Below are 15522 nucleotides of genomic sequence, written 5' to 3' on the forward strand. Positions count from 1 at the left end.
CGGAGCCTCCTAGAAGCGGGCGAGCGCGTAGGCTTTGCGGACGTGTTCCGTCTCGCGATAGCCGGACTCCGGGGCGGGTTCCGCCGCCGGGGCGGTGCCGGGGGCGCTCACGGCCGCCGCGACGCCGAGCGCGACGCCGCTGGTGGTGCGGAACAGGAAGTCCCGTCGGTGGATGCCGGACCGGCGCTCGTCGCTGCTCATCTGTTCGGACCTCGTCTCGTCATGCCCATTGGCCGTCGACGGGTCGGACCGTATGCGCGTGGTGCCGGACAGAAAATGAGCGAGGCCGTGGGCATGCGTCGAAGCATTCGGAAGCCGCAAAGCCCCGAATGTCGTTCATACCCATACTTGCGGCGTTTTGATCGCGCCTTGAGATGCCGCGTTCGCCGCGAATATCGTTCGTGTACCCGCTCTCTGACCGGGAAGGCGTACGTTTCCTACCCAATCGGTAAGATACCAAACGGGTTGTTTCGCCGCACAGTCCACCAATGGTCGGACGATTCCGGCAAAACCTCCCCCATCGGGGGGAGGGCTCCTAAAGCGGATTGTGATCCGCTTTAGCTTCATATGGCCTCACACGCCGGCTCTCAGCGGATGCCTTTGGCATCCGCCTGCCGCCGTCAGGCCAATCCTCCGGATTGGCCGAGAGGCCAGGCTTCTGGCGCACGCGCGCCCGGGACCGCAGTCGCGGTCCAGATCGGATCGTAATCCGATCTAAAGCGCGCTCTCCACCGAGGTCGCCGCCGCCTTGAGGATCTCGGCGCTGCGCTTCAGCGCGGCCTCCTCGTCGGGGGTGAGCGGCGGCATGACGGTGCCCAGCACGCCGCCGGCCCCCACCACGCGCGGCAGCGACAGCGCCACCTCCGGCACGCCGACCACCTCGGCGTTGAGGATCGAGCAGGTGATGACCGCGCGCTCGTCGCCGCGGATCGCCGCCACCAGCCGCGCCAGCCCGCCGCCGATGCCGAAGGCGGTGTGGCCCTTGCCCTCGATGATGCGGTAGGCGGCGCGGCGGACGCCCTCGTCGATGGAGGCGCGGTCCTCGGCGGTCATCGGCCGGCCGGTCTGCGCCGCGAACGCCTCGACCGGCAACCCGGCGGCGCTGGCGACGGACCACAGCAGCACCTCGGAATCCCCGTGCTCGCCGACCACCACCGCGTGCACCGAGCGCGGCGTCAGCCCGAGCCGCGCCCCCAGCAGCGCCCGGAACCGCGCGGTGTCCAGGATGGTGCCCGAACCGACGACCCGCCCCGGGGCCAAGCCAGAGATGCGGGTGGCGATCTGCGTCATCACGTCCACCGGGTTGCTCGCCACCAGCAGCACGGCGTCGGGTGCCGCGGCCAGCGCCTTGGGGATGATGTCGGCGTAGATCCGCGCGTTGCGTTCCAGCAGTTGCAGCCGCGTCTCGCCCGGCTTCTGCCCGGCCCCGGCCGCCAGCACCACCACGCCGGCCCCGGCCAGATCGGCATAATCGCCGGGGCGCACGACGGCGGCGTGGGCGAAGGGAATGGCGTGCGCGATGTCGTCCGCCTGGGCCAGCGCCAGCGCCGGATTGGCGTCCACCAGCACGATCTCGCTGGCGGCCCCGGTCATCACCATGGCGAACCCGGCCGTGCTGCCGACGAATCCGGCCCCGACGATTCCGACCTTCATGGATGGTCTCCCGACTTCGGGTTGGTTGCGACCGAACAAGGATGCGGCGACTTCCCGCCCCTGACAAGGGCACGGCCGGCGCGGCGATTTCCGGCTACCCCGCCCGAACGGGAATAAAGATCGAAGCCCCGTGTTCGTGCTATTACCGGGGCCTGTCCCCGCATCGGCACACGGGTAGGAAGACCATGTCGAAGAGTTCTGGATATCGGGCCTTGGCGGCCGGCGCGGTGGCCGCGGTTCTCGCGCTGGCGCTGCCGGCGGCGGCGCACGCCGATTCCTGGGAGTACGGGCGCGGGCACCACCGGCATCACCACGACCGTGACTGGCGCGGCTACTACGCGCCGCCGGTCGTCGTCGTGCCACCCCCGCCGCCGCGGGTGGTCTACGCGCCGCCGCCGGGCTACTACTACGACCAGCCGCCCGCCGTGGTCTATGCACCGCCTCCGCCGCCGCGCGTCGTCTACCCGGCCCCGGCCGGCGTCAATCTCGGCGTCTACATACCGTTCCGCTGAGCCGCCGGCTAACAACCGGCCCTCACAACCGGCCCTCACACCGGCAGGCGGACCAGCACGCGCAGGCCGCCGTGCGGGCTGTCGGACAGGGTGACGTCGCCGCCGTGGCTGTGCACCACGTCGCGCGCGATGGTCAGCCCCAGCCCGGCGCCGCCGGTGGCCTTGTTGCGTGAGGTTTCAATCCGGAAGAACGGCTTGAACACATCGTCGCGCGACCGCGCCGGAATGCCCGGCCCGTCGTCGTCGATGACGATCTCGATCAGGTTGCGGCGGCGCTGCGCGGTGACCCAGATGCGGCCGGCGTGGCGCCGCGCGTTGGCCAGAAGGTTCGCCAGACAGCGGCGGAACGCGTTGGGGCGCAGCGGCAGCGCCAGATTCTCCTCCGGCACGGTCAGGCTGACGTCGGCACCCTCGCGCCGTACCCCGGCGACCACCTCGTTCAGCAGGCGCGTCAGGTCGGTGGGCTGCACCGCCTCGGTCCCCTCGCCGCGGGCGAAGGCGAGATAGCCCTCGATCATCGTTTCCATCTCGGAAACGTCGGTCATCAGCTCCTCGACCTCCGGCCCCTCGCCCAGCATGTCGAGCGCCAGCTTCATGCGGGTCAGCGGCGTGCGCAGATCGTGGCTCACCCCCGCCAGCATCTCCGTGCGCTGGGTGATCTGGCGCTGGATGCGCTCGCGCATCTTTAAAAAGGCGCTGGCCGCCTGCCGCACCTCCTGGGCGCCCTCCGGCTTGAAGTTGGGCACGTCGCGCCCCTTGCCGAAGCTGTCCGCGGCGACGGCGAGGCGGCGGATCGGCCGGATCTGGTTGCGCATGAAGACGATGGCGATGGCGAACAGCACCAGCGCCGAGCCGACCATCCACAGGATGAAGATGTAGGTGGTCGGGCTGAACAGCCGGCGTTCCGGCGACATCACCGACAGCACGCCCTCGGGCGTCTGCACGCGGATCTCGTACCACTCCCGCGCCACTTCGGTGTTGATGGTGAAGGGGCGGTGCACGCGCTCGTTCAGCGCCTGGCCCAGCGTCGTCTCCAGCGTGCCGCGCAGCTTGCGGGTCGGTTCGCCCAGCGTGCGGCCGGGCTCGATGGTGACGATCAGGTCGCTGCTGCGCGCCGTCATGGCGATGGTGCGCTGCCGGCCCTCCGGGGTGGGGTCGCGTTCCAGCATCTCCACCACCATGGCGATGTCGCCGGCCACCGCGTTGGCGAGCCGGTTGGCCATGGTGTCCCAGTGACGGTCGTAGAAGATCCAGGTCGCCACCGCCTGGGCCAGGATCACCGGCGTCACGATGATCAGCAGCGAGCGCGCGAACAGCGTGCGCGGCAGGAAGCGCTTCAACCCCGACGGCGCCCCGGCGGACGGCACCGACGTGCGTGCCGCCGTATCGGCGGGCGCCGTCATGCGTCGGGCCTCAGCACATAGCCCTCGCCGCGCACGGTGTGCAGATAGCGCGGCTCGCGCGGGTCGGGTTCGATCTTGCGCCTGAGGCGGGTCACCTGCACGTCGATGGTGCGGGCGTTGCCGACGACCTTGGAGCGCTCGGTCAACTCCTCGCGGGTGAAGGTGACGCCGGGCTGGCCGGCCAGCACGCGCAGCAGCCCCGCCTCGGCGGTGGTCAGGCGGATCACCTCGTCGCCGTTGCGCAGCTCGTCGCGGTCGGGCAGGTACAGGAGCGGCCCCAGGCGCACGGGCTGGGCCGGCGGCGGGTCGGGCGGCTTGGCGGCCTGCCGCCGCAGGATCGAGGTGATGCGCAGCACCAGTTCGCGCGGCTGGAACGGCTTGGCGAGGTAGTCGTCGGCCCCGGCTTCCAGCCCGGCGATGCGGTCGTCGGGCTCGCCCCGCGCGGTCAGCAGCAGGATGGGAATGGCGCTGCTGTCGCGGCGCAGCCATTCGGTCAGTTCCAGCCCGCTCTCGCCCGGCATCATGACGTCGAGCACGATGAGGTCGAAGGCAAGGCTCTTCAGCTTGGCCCGCGCGTCCGCCGCGTCCGCCGCGGTGGTCACCAGGAAGCCGTTGCCGGCGAGGTACTTGCGCAAAAGCTCGCGCAGCCGGGTGTCGTCGTCGACGACCAGCACGTGGGGCAGGGACTGGACTTCTTCCTCGGTCATGGCGGCGACTATAGCGCGGCGGCAGGGCAGGACGGTAGAGGCGCGGCGCGGGAGCGGACGCCCATCGCATCGGGTGAATTCAGGATGGTGTTGACAATTTTATATTATATCGAAGCTAATGCGGTGGTACTACCATTGGCGTATGACCGTTGACCAGCCGGCGGCCCGGCCTTCCTCAGCGGACGGAGAAGCGCATGAGCGTTTTCAGGAATTTGTCGGTTTCCGCCAAGGTCTATCTGGTGGTCGTCCTGCTGTCGGTCGTCGCGGCGGCGGTTGGCGGGCTGGGGGTGATGGCCATGACGGTCTATTCGGCCAAGGTCGAGGAGATTCGCAACGCCGACGAACGCGCCCTGCTCAGCGAGCGGATCAATGGGCTGACGCTCGCCGTGGTCATGGATTCGCGCGGCATCTACATGGCTACCGACGTCGCCGAGGCGCAGAAGTACGGCAAGCCGCTGCTGGGCAACCTGAAGACGATGGAAAGGCTGCTGGCCGAGTGGGCAGCGCTGGTGCCGCCGTCCGAGCGGGCGCGCTTCGCCGCCGCCCAGGACCGTGCCGGGGAGTTCGCCCGATTCCGCAGCGATCTGGTGCGTATCGGCTCCGAGCAGGGGGCGGCCGCTGCGCGCGCTGTCGGCGACAACGAGACCAACCGCGCCAACCGTCAGGCGCTCAACAAGGAACTGGAGGTTCTCGCCGACGAGACCTCGCGCCTGTCGCAACGCCTGCACAAGGAGCTGGAGGAGAGCGGCGCCCACTGGCTGAGCCTGCTGATCGGCATCGGCCTGGGCGGCGTGACGGCCGGCATCGTGCTGGCGGTGTTCATGGCGCGGGCGCTGATCGCCAAGCCCATCGTGTGCATCACCGGTGTGATGAACGCGTTGGCCGCCGGCAACACGGCGGTGGAGGTCCCGGCGCTTGAGAACCGCGACGAGATCGGCGCCATGGCCCGTGCCGTCGCCCGTTTCCGCGAGCAGTCCATAGAGAACGAAGGTCTGCGCGCCGAGCAGGAGCGCATGCGCGCCGCCGCCGAGGCGCAGCGTCTGGCCGCGCTCGAGGGCATGGCGGCGACGGTCGAGCAGGAAAGCCGCACCGCGGTGAACGCCGTCGCCTCGCGCACCGCCGCCATGAGCGGCGACGCCGAGCGCATGACCGCGGCGGCGCAGCGCGTCGGCCACAACGCGCAGGAGGTGGCGGCGGCTGCCCAGCAGGCGCTCGCCAACGTCGAGACGGTGGCCGCCGCCGCCGAACAGCTCACCACCTCGATCCAGGAGATCGGCCGTCAAGTGGCGCAGGCCAGCGGCGTCACCCGCCTGTCGGTGGACAGCAGCCAGGTGACGCAGCAGACCATCCAGTCGCTGAGCGAAGCGGTGGGACGCATCGGTGACGTGGCCGACCTGATCGCCGACATTGCCAGCCAGACCAACCTGCTGGCGCTCAACGCCACCATCGAGGCGGCGCGGGCGGGCGAGGCGGGCAAGGGCTTCGCCGTGGTCGCTGGCGAGGTGAAGGCGCTCGCCACCCAGACCGCCAGGGCCACCGAGGAGATCGCCTCGCAGATCGCCCAGGTGCGCGAGGTTACCGGCGCGGCGGTGTCCTCGGTGTCGGAGATCGGCGGGCACATTATGCAGATCGACGGCATTGCCAACTCCATCGCCGTGGCGGTGGAGGAGCAGGCGGCGGCGACGCTGGAGATCTCGCGCAATGTGGCCGAGACGGCGCACGCGGCGCGGCAGGTCTCGGCGCGCATCGAGGAGGTTTCCGTCGACGCCCGCACCACCGGCTCGGTCGCCGACAGCGTGCGCGCCACCGCCGCCGGCGTCGCCGAGAGCATTGAGGATCTCCAGCACGTGCTGGTGCGGGTGGTGCGCACCTCTACCAAGGACGCCGACCGCCGCCGCCGGCCGCGCTACCGCGTCGACCGCGCCGCTCAGGTGTCGGTCGACGGCAACCGCCAGCCGGTCACCGTGCGCAATCTTTCCGAGGGTGGCGCGCTGATCGACGGTGGAGCGGCGCTGGCCGAAGGGGCGCGGGGCACTCTGTCGCTGGATGGCTTCGCGCAGCCGCTGGCGTTCCGCACCCTCGCCGACGGTCACGAGGGACTGCATGTCCGGTTCGAGTTGGACGCCCGCGCGCAGGAGGCGTTCGGCGCGTTCTTCCGGACGCTGGTGCAGGGCCGGACGCCGCTGGCGGCTTAGGGGAGGGCGTCAAAAGCGAAGGAGAGTCATCGCCGCAGGAGGCCTTCTACCGCTTCACCCCCGCCACCCGCGGCTCGGCCGGCGGGGCGAACTTGCCGCGGTCTTCCTCGTCCAGCATGCCCATCATCACCTTGCGGAAGCCCTGCACCGCCTCGGCCCCTGCCATGCGGTAGGCGCGGGCGATGCGCTGGCGCTGCGTCTCCGACAGCTGGCGTTCCAGCTCCACACCCTTCTCGGTCAGCTCCAGCAGGCGCTGGCGGCGGTCGCGCAGGCCGGTGGCCTGGGTGATGAACCCCTGCCGCACCAGCTCGCCCAGCACGCGCGACAGGCTCTGCTTGGTTATTTTGAGGATCGCCAGCAGCTCCGACACCGTTATCCGGGGGTGGCGGCCGACGAAGTAGATCACCCGGTGATGCGCCCGGCCGAAGCCGAGCTGGCCCAGGATCTCGTCCGGTTCCGCGGTGAACTCACGGTACGCGTAGAACAGCAGCTCCATCCCGGTGCGGAGCTCCTCCTCACGCAGGAACAGCTGGTTCACGCCTGCTTTTATGTCAGCCATGTTGACGTGGTTTGGTTCGGATGTTACGAATGGGTCAGTGATACAGACATAAACGAACCCAACGGCTCAGGCAAGGAGAGGTGGACCCCCATGGCGATGATCCCTTTCGACGACCGTGACGGCGCGATCTGGTTCGACGGCGCGCTCGTGCCTTGGCGGGAGGCCAAGATCCACGTGCTGACGCACGGTCTGCACTATGGAAGCTGTGTATTCGAAGGCGAGCGGGTTTACAACGGCACCGTCTTCAAGTTGACGGAGCACAGCGCCCGTTTGGCCAAGTCGGCGGAGCTGCTGGGCTTCGAGATCCCGTACTCGGTGGCCGAGATCGACGCCGCCACCAACGCGGCGGTGGCCGCCATGGGGATGAAGGACGCCTACGTGCGCCCGGTGGCGTGGCGCGGCAGCGAGGTGATGGGCGTTTCGGCGCAGCAGAGCCGGATTCACCTCGCCATTGCCGTGTGGGACTGGCCCAGCTACTTCAGCCCGGAGGCGAAGATGGCCGGCATCCGCCTGATGTGGGCGCCGTGGCGCCGCCCGGCGCCGGACACCGCGCCGACCAGGGCGAAGGCCGCCGGCCTCTACATGATCTGCACCCTGTCCAAGCACGCGGCGGAGGACCAGGGCTATCAGGACGCGGTGATGCTCGACTACCGCGGGCTGCTGGCCGAGGCGACCGGCGCCAACCTGTTCCTGGTGATGGACGGCAAGATCCACACGCCGACGCCGGACTGCTTCCTCGACGGCATCACCCGGCGCACGGTGATCGACCTCGCCCGCAAGCGCGGCATCGAGGTGATCGAGCGCGCCATCAGGCCCGAGGAACTGGCGAACGCGCAGGAGGTGTTCCTGACCGGCACCGCGGCCGAGGTCACCCCGGTCTCCGAGATCGGCGAGCACCGCTTCACGCCGGGTCCGGTGTGCGAAGCGCTGGTCCGCGACTACGACGCGCTGGTTCGGGGGTAGCCCCTTATCCGCAGCCGCCGCTCCGTCCGCGCCGTTGTCTCGCCCCTGACCCACCCGCAATATCGGGTAATTCGGCACGGGTGGAGGCGGCGATGCGGGTACGGACGGCGGCTTTTCTTCTCCTGGCGTTGGGCTTCGGACCGGCGGCGCACGCCGGCTCGCTGCTGGACCGCGTCGGCGGCAGCTTCGAGGACCATTTCGACCGCTTCGACGTGGCGCGCTGGCAACGGTCGGACGGCTGGAGCAACGGCCATTACATGGGCTGCGGCTGGAGCGCCCGGAACCTCGCCCTGCGCAACGGCCGTCTGGCGCTGTCGATCACCGACCAGCCCGCCGCCGGCGAGCGCTACGCCTGCGCCGAGTACCGCACGCATCAGCCCTACGGCTACGGCACCTACAGCGTGAACCTGAAGGCGATCCGCGCCGACGGGGTGATGACGACCGTCTCCAACTACACCGGCCGCCCGTTCGGCGACCCGTGGGACGAGATCACCCTGGGCATCGCCGGCAAGGACACCACCAAGCTGGAGCTCGGCTATGTGGTAGACGGCGTCGGCCACCGCGACGTGGTGGTCGATCTGGGCTTCGACGCCGCCCAGGGCTTCCACACCTACGGCTTCGAGCGGCGTGCGGACCGCATCACCTGGTTCGTCGACGGCCGGGCGGTGCACAGCGTGCAGGGGGCTGCGCGCGACCTGCCGCGGGCACCCGGACGGATCTACCTGCAACTGTGGAACGGCGTCGGCGCCAGCCCCTGGCTCAAGGAATTCCGCTACCCCGGCTCCCCGCTGACGGCGGAAATCGCCTGGGTGCGCTACGAGGAGGCGGCTGCCTCGCTGAACAACTGAACCTTCGCGTCGGCCAGCGCTCCCCCGGTCCTTTCGTCGCGGGGGGCGAAAGCCGCCCTTTGGCGGGGTGACAGCGTTCGATTGCCCGGCCCATACTGCGGCGCAGGCTGTATGGACCGTTACGGCGAACGATGACCGCCCTCCCGAATCCGGCGCATGGGCGCCACGCCAAGCCGCTCAGGCTGCACCTCGTGCTTCTCGTGGTCGGGGCGTTGCTGCCGCTCATCGTGATGGGTGGCTGGTTCATCGTTCGCGATGCCGAGGCGCGCCGGCTCGACACCCGCCAGCGCATGGTCGAGACCACCCGCGCGCTGACCCTGGCGCTCGACAAGCAGATCGAGGCGTCCTTCGCCACCCTGCGCACGCTCGCCCACCTCCGCAGCCTGGCCGAGGGGGACTTCGAACGTTTCGGCGCCACCGCCGCCGCCGTGCTGATGGAGCGGCCGGAGTGGAGTTCGCTGCTGCTCCTCGACCTTTCGGGCCAGCCGGTGCTCACCGTGCCGCCGGAGCCGGCGCTGGCGCCGCCGCGCGTCGCCGAACTGGAGGTGGTCGAGCGCGTCCTGCGCACCGGCGCGCCGGCCGTTTCCAACCTGCTGGCCGGCGACGGCGGCAAGCGCCCGCTGGTGCAGGCCGTGGCGCCGGTGTTCATCGGCGGCGCCGCGGCCTACGTGCTCGCCGCCGGCATCCTGCCCGAGCGGCTGGGCGACCTGCTGCTGCAACAGCGCCTGCCCGAGCGCTGGGAGGGCTCCATCGTCGACGGCGCCGGCACCATCATCGCCCGCGCCCGCAATCTGGAGGAGAGCGTCGGCAAGCCGGCGATGCGCTGGTTCGTCGAGGGCAGCCGCGCCGCCGTCGAGGGCACGCTGACCGGCCGCGCCGCCAACGGCGACCGGGCCGACGGCGACCGGATGGAGGTCACCTTCCGACACTCGTCCCTGGGGCCGTGGACGCTCGCCTTCGGCGCGCCGGTGGACGTGATGGACGCGGCGCTGTGGCGCACGCTGACCTACGGTCTGGTGTCGAGCGCCGCGGTGCTGCTGCTCTCGGTCGGGTTCGCGCTGGTGCTCGGGCAGCGCATCGTCCAGCCCATGGTGGCGCTGGTGCGCGCCGCCGACGCCATGAACCGGGACACCGCCGTGCCCGAGGCGCCGGCCTCGCCGGTGGTCGAGGTGAACGCCGCGGTGGCCGCCATGCAGCGCGCCGCCCGCCGGCTGGCCGCCGCCGCCGCCGAGCGCGAGCGCCGCCTGCGCGACGACGCCCAGCGCACCGAGCAGGGTTTCCGTCTGGCGACCACGGTCGGCCGGCTGATCGCCTTCCGGGTGGATTCCGCCTTCCGCTACACCTGGGTCAGCGCCCCGCTCATGGAGCTGGAGGTGGTCGCCGTGCTCGGCCGCCGCAGCGAGGAACTGTTCGAGCCCGAGACCGCGGCGGCGCTCACCGATCTGTTCCGCCGGGTGTGGGAGAGCGGCCGTGGTGAGCGTGCCCAGGTGACCGTCCGCCGCCCCGGCCAGCCGCACAAGCGCCACATCGACCTCGTCGTTGAGCCGGCGCGCGGCGCAGAGGGGGCGGGGGCGGGGGAGGGCGCCGTGGCGAGCCTGACTGGCGTCGCCTACGACGTCACCGAGCACGTGCGCGCCAAGCGCACGGCGGAGCGCGCCAACGACGCCAAGACCCGCTTTCTGGCCGCCGCCAGCCATGATCTGCGCCAGCCGATCCAGGCGCTGCGGCTGCTGCTGTATCTGCTGATGGAGAAGGCGGCGACCGATCCGAAGCTGGTGCGCGTGACCACCCGCATGGGCGAGGCGCTGGACAGCACCGAGCGCATGCTGGGCCGGCTCATGGAGTTCGCGGCGCTGGAGAGCGGCAAGGTGACGGTGGCTGGGCAGGTCTTCCGCCTGGACGAGCTGGTGGCGCGCATCGCCGCCGAGACGACGCCGGAGGCCGAGCGCAAGGGCCTGATGCTGCGCGCCCGCACCTTCCCCTGCGCCACGAGGTCCGACCCGGTGCTGCTGGAGCGCATCCTGCGCAATTTGGTGTCGAACGCCATCCGCTACACGCCGTCCGGCGGCATCCTCGTGGGGCTGCGGCGCGGTGGGCGGACGGTGCGGGTGGTGGTCTACGACACCGGCTGCGGCGTGCCGGAGGCCATGCGCGACGTCATCTTCGAGGAGTTCCGCCAGCTCTCCAACCCCGAGCGCGACCGCAGCAAGGGCATGGGCCTCGGGCTGGCGATCGTCGCGCGCACGGCGGAGCTGCTGGGGCATCGGCTGGGCCTGCGCTCGCGCGAGAATCGCGGCTCGGCCTTTTCGGTGACGGTGCCGCTGCTGCCGCCCGCGTCGGTGGCGGTGCAGCCCACGCTCGAACTGCCGGCCCCGATGGTGGAGGGCGCCAGCCTGCTGCTGGTCGAGGACGACCCCATGCAGGCCATGGCGCTGGCCTCGATCCTGGAGGGGGCGGGGTTCCGCGTGGCGGCGGCGAACGACTGGCGCTCGGCCGAGTGGGCGCTGAAGTGTGGGATGCCGGACCTGATCGTCTCGGACTTCCGCCTGCCGGACGGCGCGTCCGGCCTGGACATCATCCGCGCCGCGCGGACGCGTTACGAGCGCTTCATCCCGGCGATCCTGGTGACGGGCGACACCCAGTCCACCATCGCCGAGGAGGCCGCCATGGAGGCCTGCGCCATCTTCCACAAACCCTACACGCCGCAGGCTCTGGTCGAGGCCATCAACCGCCGCTTGGCCGAGGTCCGGCGCGCGGAGGCGGAAGCGGTGGACGCGTAACGCCCGCTGATGGGCGCCCGTCAGCGGAATTTAGCGCCCTTCGGTTGATTGTGAAGCCCCTCTCCCTTGACGGGAGAGGGGTTGGGGAGAGGGTGGCGCCGCGAAGCGGCCAGGAACTATTTTCCCGGCTGCCGCCGGTAATTCCCCCTCTCCCCAACCCCTCCCCCGCAAGGGGGGAGGGGCTTTAAAAATGAAGCGCAAACTGATCTGGTGTTACGCCACCGGGGCGCCGAAGCGGTTCTCGGTCGGGGTGCCGGCCAGGAAGCCGGTCTCGACGATCGCCCAGAGCGGCCCGATGGCCGGGACGAGCTGGATCAGGATCCACCACCCCGACTTGTTGCGGTCGTGCCAGCGCTTCACCTGAATGGCGAGCGCCGGCCACAGCGACACCACCAGCACGGCGATGCTCAGCCACGGCACTCCGGGGTCTTCCATATTCATGGTGGCGGAATCGACGCCCATGACGACGGCGAGGATCACCAGATAGGCGATCATGAACAGCCAGAAATGCTTGCGGGACGCGCGCCCGCTGAAGCTGAAGAGAAGGGTCGTGATGCTCATGGTTATGTCCTTGAATGTGTGTTGGTGCATGGGGTGGGCGCGGAAAGAAAGGAGCATTCCCGCCCGATGTGCTCGATCTGGGGCGGATGATACGGCAGCAGCGGGTTTTTAGCCCGCGCTGACTCCGTGATCTTTCCGTCAATGCTAGTGTTCGGTGCGAAATCTCCGCCCGTTTGCCGGTGCAGTATAGGGTTGCTGGCGCTGAAAAGGCTATAAGATTTTGATTTATTTGAAGTTATGTCACCGGATACTCGAAGCGGCAGCATCGGCCGTGTGTGGCTTGGCTGCATTGCTTGGGGCGAAAACATTTCTCCCTTGAAGTGAATTGGGGCGCTGCCGGAGGCGAGGTGCTTTCCACTCCAAGACACCTGCTTCAGCGCCCCCGCCGTTCGCCGGGCCACAGGCGCACGCCCAGTGCGGCGGTCGCGGCGACGGTCGCCACCGCGGTAACGCCCATCCAGCCCCAGGCGGCCAGTGCCTGGCTGCCCAGCGTGGAGCCGGTTGCCATGCCGACGAACACGCCCACCATCAGCACGGCGTTCAGCCGGCTGCGCGCCGCGGGGTCGATGCCGTAAACGATGGTTTGATGCGCGATGAGGGACGCTTGGATGCCCAGATCGAAGGCGACGGCGCTGCCTCCGATGAGCCACAGCTGGACCTGCGGCGGCACCCAGGGGGAGAGCGCCATGGCGGCGAACGCCACGGCGGCCAACCCGGCGCCGAGACGGGTTACGCGTTCCGGCCCATGGCGGTCGGCGATGCGGCCGGCCACCGGTGCGGCCAGCGCGCCCACGGCGCCCGCCAAGCCAAAGGCCCCCGCCGCAGCCGCGCCCAGATGGAAGGGCTCGGCGTACAGCATCATCGCCAGCGTCGACCAGAACGCGCTGAAGCCGAGCGAGAGCAACCCCTGCGCCAGTGCGGCGCGGCGCAGCGCGCGGTGGTGGCCCCACAGCGTGACGAGCGATCCCAGCAAGGCACCATAGGCAAGCTGCGTGGTCGGCGCAAAGCGCGGCAGGCCGCGCCACAGCGCCGCTGCCAGCAGGGCAATGACGATGGCGGCGCCCACGAACATGGCGCGCCAGCCGAAATGTTCGGCCACGAAGCCACTCGCCACCCGCGACAGCAGAATGCCCAGCAACAGCCCGGTCATGACCGAGCCCACCACCTTGCCGCGGTGCGCGGGTGCCGCCAGCGTGGCTGCGGCCGGCACGAGGTCCTGCGCCAGCGTGGCGGCCAATCCAACCCCCAGACTCGCGGCCAGCAGCACGCCGATCGAAGGTGCGGCCCCGGCCAGCAGAAGCCCCGCGCCCAGCGCAGCCGTCTTGACCAGGATGATGCGGCGCCGGTCATAGCGATCGCCCAGCGGCGCCAGCAACAGAATGCCAAGCGCATAGCCCAGCTGCGTGAGAGTCGGTATCCAGCCCACGACGCGGTCGTCGGCGTGGAAATCGGCGCCGAGCACGCCCAGCATGGGCTGGCTGTAATAGAGAGAGGCCACCGCCAGCCCGGCGCCTCCGGCGAGCAGAAGCACCAGCGACTGAGGCAGGCCGGCGTCGGCGGTGCTTGGCGTTGCATGCGCCGTATGAATGGAAGACATGTGCGGAGCCCTTCTGAATGCGGCGACGGGGTGGATAATGAGGCTGGAAACCGGCAATCGGTAGTCGCGAGCCGCGCACATGCGTTATACACTCGGCGTATGAAAGCCGATGCCTTGCTGGCCGCCGGTGCCGACCGGATGGCGTTGATGGAAACCTTCGTGCGCATCGTCGAGGCCGGCAGCCTGTCGGCCGCCGCGGTGCAGTTGAACAGCACCCAACCCACCGTGAGCCGCCGGCTTCAGGCGCTGGAGCGGTGGCTGGGCGTGCGGCTGTTGCAGCGCTCCACTCACACGATGAAGCTCACCAGCGACGGCGCGCGGTGCTACGGGCGGGCCAAGGAGCTGATCGCCGACTGGCAGGTCCTGGAAAGCGAAATGCGCGGCGCCAGTGACGAGCCGGCCGGCCTGTTGCGTGTGGTGGCGCCGCACGCCTTTGGGCAGCAGCAGCTCGTTGGCCCGCTGGCGGCGTACTTGCAGCGCTATCCGCGCATGACGGTGGAATGGCTGCTCCACGACCGGATGCCGGATTTCATCGCCGAAGGCATCGATTGCGCCATCCGCGTGGGCGAGGTGCCCGATCCGTCGGTCGTGGCGGTGCGCCTGGGGCTGGTTCCCCGCATCGTGGTAGCCGCGCCTGCGGTGCTGGGCGGCGCACCGCTTCCTGCGCACCCAACGGAGCTGGCGCGTCTGCCTTGGCTGGCGCTGCACACCTTTTACCGCGACGAGGTAGTGCTGACCCATGCTGAAACCGGCGAGACCGTTCACTTTCCCATACGGCCGCGGCTATCGACCGATGGCCTCTATGCGTTGCGCAGCGCCGCCGTGATGGGACTGGGTGCCGGTATCGCGTCGGCTTGGGCGCTTGGTGAGGAGTTGGCCGCCGGACGGCTGCTCCATGTGGCGCCGGATTGGCAGGCGGCGCCATTGCCGGTGTACTTGGTCTATCCGCCGGCACGCTTCTATCCGGCACGCCTGCGCCGTTTCATCGAAACCATGCGCGCCGCGCTGCCGGAGGCGTTGGGCACGGCGGTGACGTGATCGGCCGGCAATGACCTGATGGACGCTAATTTGAGATCTGGGTCCCGATCAAAGCGCCCAGACCCGCGCCGGCCAGACCGAACAAGGGGCTGGTCGGCGGCCCCACGGTCGCGGCGACGGCGACGCTCGGAGCAAGCACCGGCAGAATGAAGAAGCCTGCCGCCGCGCCCACGAGGGCGCCGGCCGCGACCGGCAGCATCTTGGCCACGAACGGCGTCTCCGGCGGAGCCGGCGGCACGGCCGGAGAGGCCGCAGCCGCGGGCGCCGCGATGGCCAGGACCAACGCGGCGGCGACAAGAGCGTGGGTGCAGCGCGTCTTCATCGTGAGCGGGCTCCGTGCGGAAGGCGTGGTTGGGGGTGTCGCTTTGGGCTTTAGCGCGTCGCCAGATAGCCGGTGCCGCCGACCACCGCCCCGACGGCCGCGCCCGGATTCCAGAGCGCCGCGGTGGAGGCAATCGGCGTGATGGCGATGGTGCCGGCGGCGAGGCCGGGCCACGCGACGGCGCCGATCACGGCCCCGGTGATGGTCCACAGCGTCACCGGGAGGTAGGTCGCGATGGTGTTCGTGACGGTCTGCGTCTGCGCCTGCGCTGGACCGCTGGCGGCCAGAAACACGGCCGCGACGGCTGCGATGGTGACTGTGCGTGCGCTCATGGAACCTGCTCCCTTCATGGCGCCCGGATGGCGGCGGATCGGCTCGCCACCC

15 protein-coding genes are annotated in these 15522 nt (G+C 70.1%); 6 read left to right on the forward strand and 9 right to left on the reverse strand.

What is annotated here, in order from left to right; genetic code table 11:
• Positions 1–9: 9 nt before the first annotated feature.
• Positions 10–201, reverse strand: a complete 192-nt coding sequence (locus tag ACSVDD_RS08950) for a formate dehydrogenase (protein ID WP_448188981.1) — start codon at positions 199–201, stop codon at positions 10–12.
• Between the two features lie 513 nt (positions 202–714).
• Complete coding sequence (locus ACSVDD_RS08955) at positions 715–1653, reverse strand: L-lactate dehydrogenase (RefSeq protein ID WP_448188982.1); 939 nt, start codon at positions 1651–1653, stop codon at positions 715–717.
• A gap of 185 nt (positions 1654–1838) precedes the next feature.
• On the opposite strand from ACSVDD_RS08955, the gene ACSVDD_RS08960 reads away from it, so the two are divergent.
• Positions 1839–2165: a hypothetical protein gene (locus tag ACSVDD_RS08960; RefSeq protein WP_448188983.1), complete on the forward strand. Its 327-nt coding sequence runs from the start codon at positions 1839–1841 to the stop codon at positions 2163–2165.
• A 35-nt stretch (positions 2166–2200) separates the two neighbouring features.
• Here ACSVDD_RS08960 and ACSVDD_RS08965 read toward each other — a convergent pair whose 3' ends face one another.
• Positions 2201–3568, reverse strand: coding sequence for an ATP-binding protein (locus ACSVDD_RS08965; RefSeq protein WP_448188984.1), 1368 nt, complete (start codon positions 3566–3568; stop codon positions 2201–2203).
• Complete coding sequence (locus ACSVDD_RS08970; protein ID WP_448188985.1) at positions 3565–4275, reverse strand: response regulator; 711 nt, start codon at positions 4273–4275, stop codon at positions 3565–3567. Before ACSVDD_RS08970 ends, ACSVDD_RS08965 begins: the two co-directional genes overlap by 4 nt.
• A gap of 194 nt (positions 4276–4469) precedes the next feature.
• Here ACSVDD_RS08970 and ACSVDD_RS08975 point away from each other — a divergent pair, with 194 nt between their 5' ends.
• Complete coding sequence (locus tag ACSVDD_RS08975; RefSeq protein ID WP_448188986.1) at positions 4470–6470, forward strand: methyl-accepting chemotaxis protein; 2001 nt, start codon at positions 4470–4472, stop codon at positions 6468–6470.
• A 46-nt stretch (positions 6471–6516) separates the two neighbouring features.
• On the opposite strand, the gene ACSVDD_RS08980 is transcribed toward ACSVDD_RS08975, so the two are convergent.
• Positions 6517–7029 carry a MarR family winged helix-turn-helix transcriptional regulator gene (locus tag ACSVDD_RS08980; RefSeq protein ID WP_448188987.1) on the reverse strand — a complete coding sequence of 171 codons (513 nt, stop codon included), beginning with the start codon at positions 7027–7029 and terminating at the stop codon, positions 6517–6519.
• A 90-nt stretch (positions 7030–7119) separates the two neighbouring features.
• Between ACSVDD_RS08980 and ACSVDD_RS08985 the strand changes: the two genes are divergently transcribed.
• The 3 genes from ACSVDD_RS08985 to ACSVDD_RS08995 all read left to right on the forward strand — a co-directional run bounded on the left by ACSVDD_RS08985 (position 7120) and on the right by ACSVDD_RS08995 (position 11620).
• The gene (locus ACSVDD_RS08985) at positions 7120–7992 is read left to right on the forward strand and encodes a branched-chain amino acid aminotransferase (protein WP_448188988.1); all 873 of its coding nucleotides are present in this window, start codon (positions 7120–7122) and stop codon (positions 7990–7992) included.
• 92 nt (positions 7993–8084) lie between these two features.
• On the forward strand, positions 8085–8840 hold the full coding sequence (locus ACSVDD_RS08990) for a family 16 glycosylhydrolase (protein ID WP_448188989.1): 756 nt from the start codon (positions 8085–8087) through the stop codon (positions 8838–8840).
• Between the two features lie 131 nt (positions 8841–8971).
• Positions 8972–11620, forward strand: a complete 2649-nt coding sequence (locus ACSVDD_RS08995) for a hybrid sensor histidine kinase/response regulator (RefSeq protein WP_448188990.1) — start codon at positions 8972–8974, stop codon at positions 11618–11620.
• Positions 11621–11833: 213 nt separating this feature from the next.
• On the opposite strand, the gene ACSVDD_RS09000 is transcribed toward ACSVDD_RS08995, so the two are convergent.
• Together ACSVDD_RS09000 and ACSVDD_RS09005 are read right to left on the reverse strand one after the other, a co-directional pair.
• Positions 11834–12181 carry a DUF805 domain-containing protein gene (locus tag ACSVDD_RS09000; protein WP_448188991.1) on the reverse strand — a complete coding sequence of 116 codons (348 nt, stop codon included), beginning with the start codon at positions 12179–12181 and terminating at the stop codon, positions 11834–11836.
• Between the two features lie 373 nt (positions 12182–12554).
• Positions 12555–13778 carry an MFS transporter gene (locus ACSVDD_RS09005; RefSeq protein ID WP_448188992.1) on the reverse strand — a complete coding sequence of 408 codons (1224 nt, stop codon included), beginning with the start codon at positions 13776–13778 and terminating at the stop codon, positions 12555–12557.
• A gap of 99 nt (positions 13779–13877) precedes the next feature.
• Here ACSVDD_RS09005 and ACSVDD_RS09010 point away from each other — a divergent pair, with 99 nt between their 5' ends.
• Positions 13878–14816, forward strand: coding sequence for a LysR family transcriptional regulator (locus tag ACSVDD_RS09010; RefSeq protein ID WP_448188993.1), 939 nt, complete (start codon positions 13878–13880; stop codon positions 14814–14816).
• A gap of 25 nt (positions 14817–14841) precedes the next feature.
• Here ACSVDD_RS09010 and ACSVDD_RS09015 read toward each other — a convergent pair whose 3' ends face one another.
• Both ACSVDD_RS09015 and ACSVDD_RS09020 read right to left on the reverse strand, forming a co-directional pair.
• Positions 14842–15138 (reverse strand): hypothetical protein, encoded by a 297-nt coding sequence (locus ACSVDD_RS09015; RefSeq protein ID WP_448188994.1) that lies wholly within the window; start codon positions 15136–15138, stop codon positions 14842–14844.
• 50 nt (positions 15139–15188) lie between these two features.
• Entirely contained in the window at positions 15189–15470 is a 282-nt protein-coding gene (locus ACSVDD_RS09020) for a hypothetical protein (RefSeq protein ID WP_448188995.1), read from the reverse strand.
• Between the last annotated feature and the right edge of the window lie 52 nt (positions 15471–15522).

Source organism: Azospirillum terrae, from assembly GCF_053470425.1.

Coding starts and splice junctions, on each gene's coding strand:
- ACSVDD_RS08950 (WP_448188981.1), bottom strand. CDS start 201: ATGAGCAGCGACGAGCGCCGGTCCGGCATCCACCGACGGGACTTCCTG.
- ACSVDD_RS08955 (WP_448188982.1), bottom strand. CDS start 1,653: ATGAAGGTCGGAATCGTCGGGGCCGGATTCGTCGGCAGCACGGCCGGG.
- ACSVDD_RS08960 (WP_448188983.1), top strand. CDS start 1,839: ATGTCGAAGAGTTCTGGATATCGGGCCTTGGCGGCCGGCGCGGTGGCC.
- ACSVDD_RS08965 (WP_448188984.1), bottom strand. CDS start 3,568: ATGACGGCGCCCGCCGATACGGCGGCACGCACGTCGGTGCCGTCCGCC.
- ACSVDD_RS08970 (WP_448188985.1), bottom strand. CDS start 4,275: ATGACCGAGGAAGAAGTCCAGTCCCTGCCCCACGTGCTGGTCGTCGAC.
- ACSVDD_RS08975 (WP_448188986.1), top strand. CDS start 4,470: ATGAGCGTTTTCAGGAATTTGTCGGTTTCCGCCAAGGTCTATCTGGTG.
- ACSVDD_RS08980 (WP_448188987.1), bottom strand. CDS start 7,029: ATGGCTGACATAAAAGCAGGCGTGAACCAGCTGTTCCTGCGTGAGGAG.
- ACSVDD_RS08985 (WP_448188988.1), top strand. CDS start 7,120: ATGGCGATGATCCCTTTCGACGACCGTGACGGCGCGATCTGGTTCGAC.
- ACSVDD_RS08990 (WP_448188989.1), top strand. CDS start 8,085: ATGCGGGTACGGACGGCGGCTTTTCTTCTCCTGGCGTTGGGCTTCGGA.
- ACSVDD_RS08995 (WP_448188990.1), top strand. CDS start 8,972: ATGACCGCCCTCCCGAATCCGGCGCATGGGCGCCACGCCAAGCCGCTC.
- ACSVDD_RS09000 (WP_448188991.1), bottom strand. CDS start 12,181: ATGAGCATCACGACCCTTCTCTTCAGCTTCAGCGGGCGCGCGTCCCGC.
- ACSVDD_RS09005 (WP_448188992.1), bottom strand. CDS start 13,778: ATGTCTTCCATTCATACGGCGCATGCAACGCCAAGCACCGCCGACGCC.
- ACSVDD_RS09010 (WP_448188993.1), top strand. CDS start 13,878: ATGAAAGCCGATGCCTTGCTGGCCGCCGGTGCCGACCGGATGGCGTTG.
- ACSVDD_RS09015 (WP_448188994.1), bottom strand. CDS start 15,138: ATGAAGACGCGCTGCACCCACGCTCTTGTCGCCGCCGCGTTGGTCCTG.
- ACSVDD_RS09020 (WP_448188995.1), bottom strand. CDS start 15,470: ATGAGCGCACGCACAGTCACCATCGCAGCCGTCGCGGCCGTGTTTCTG.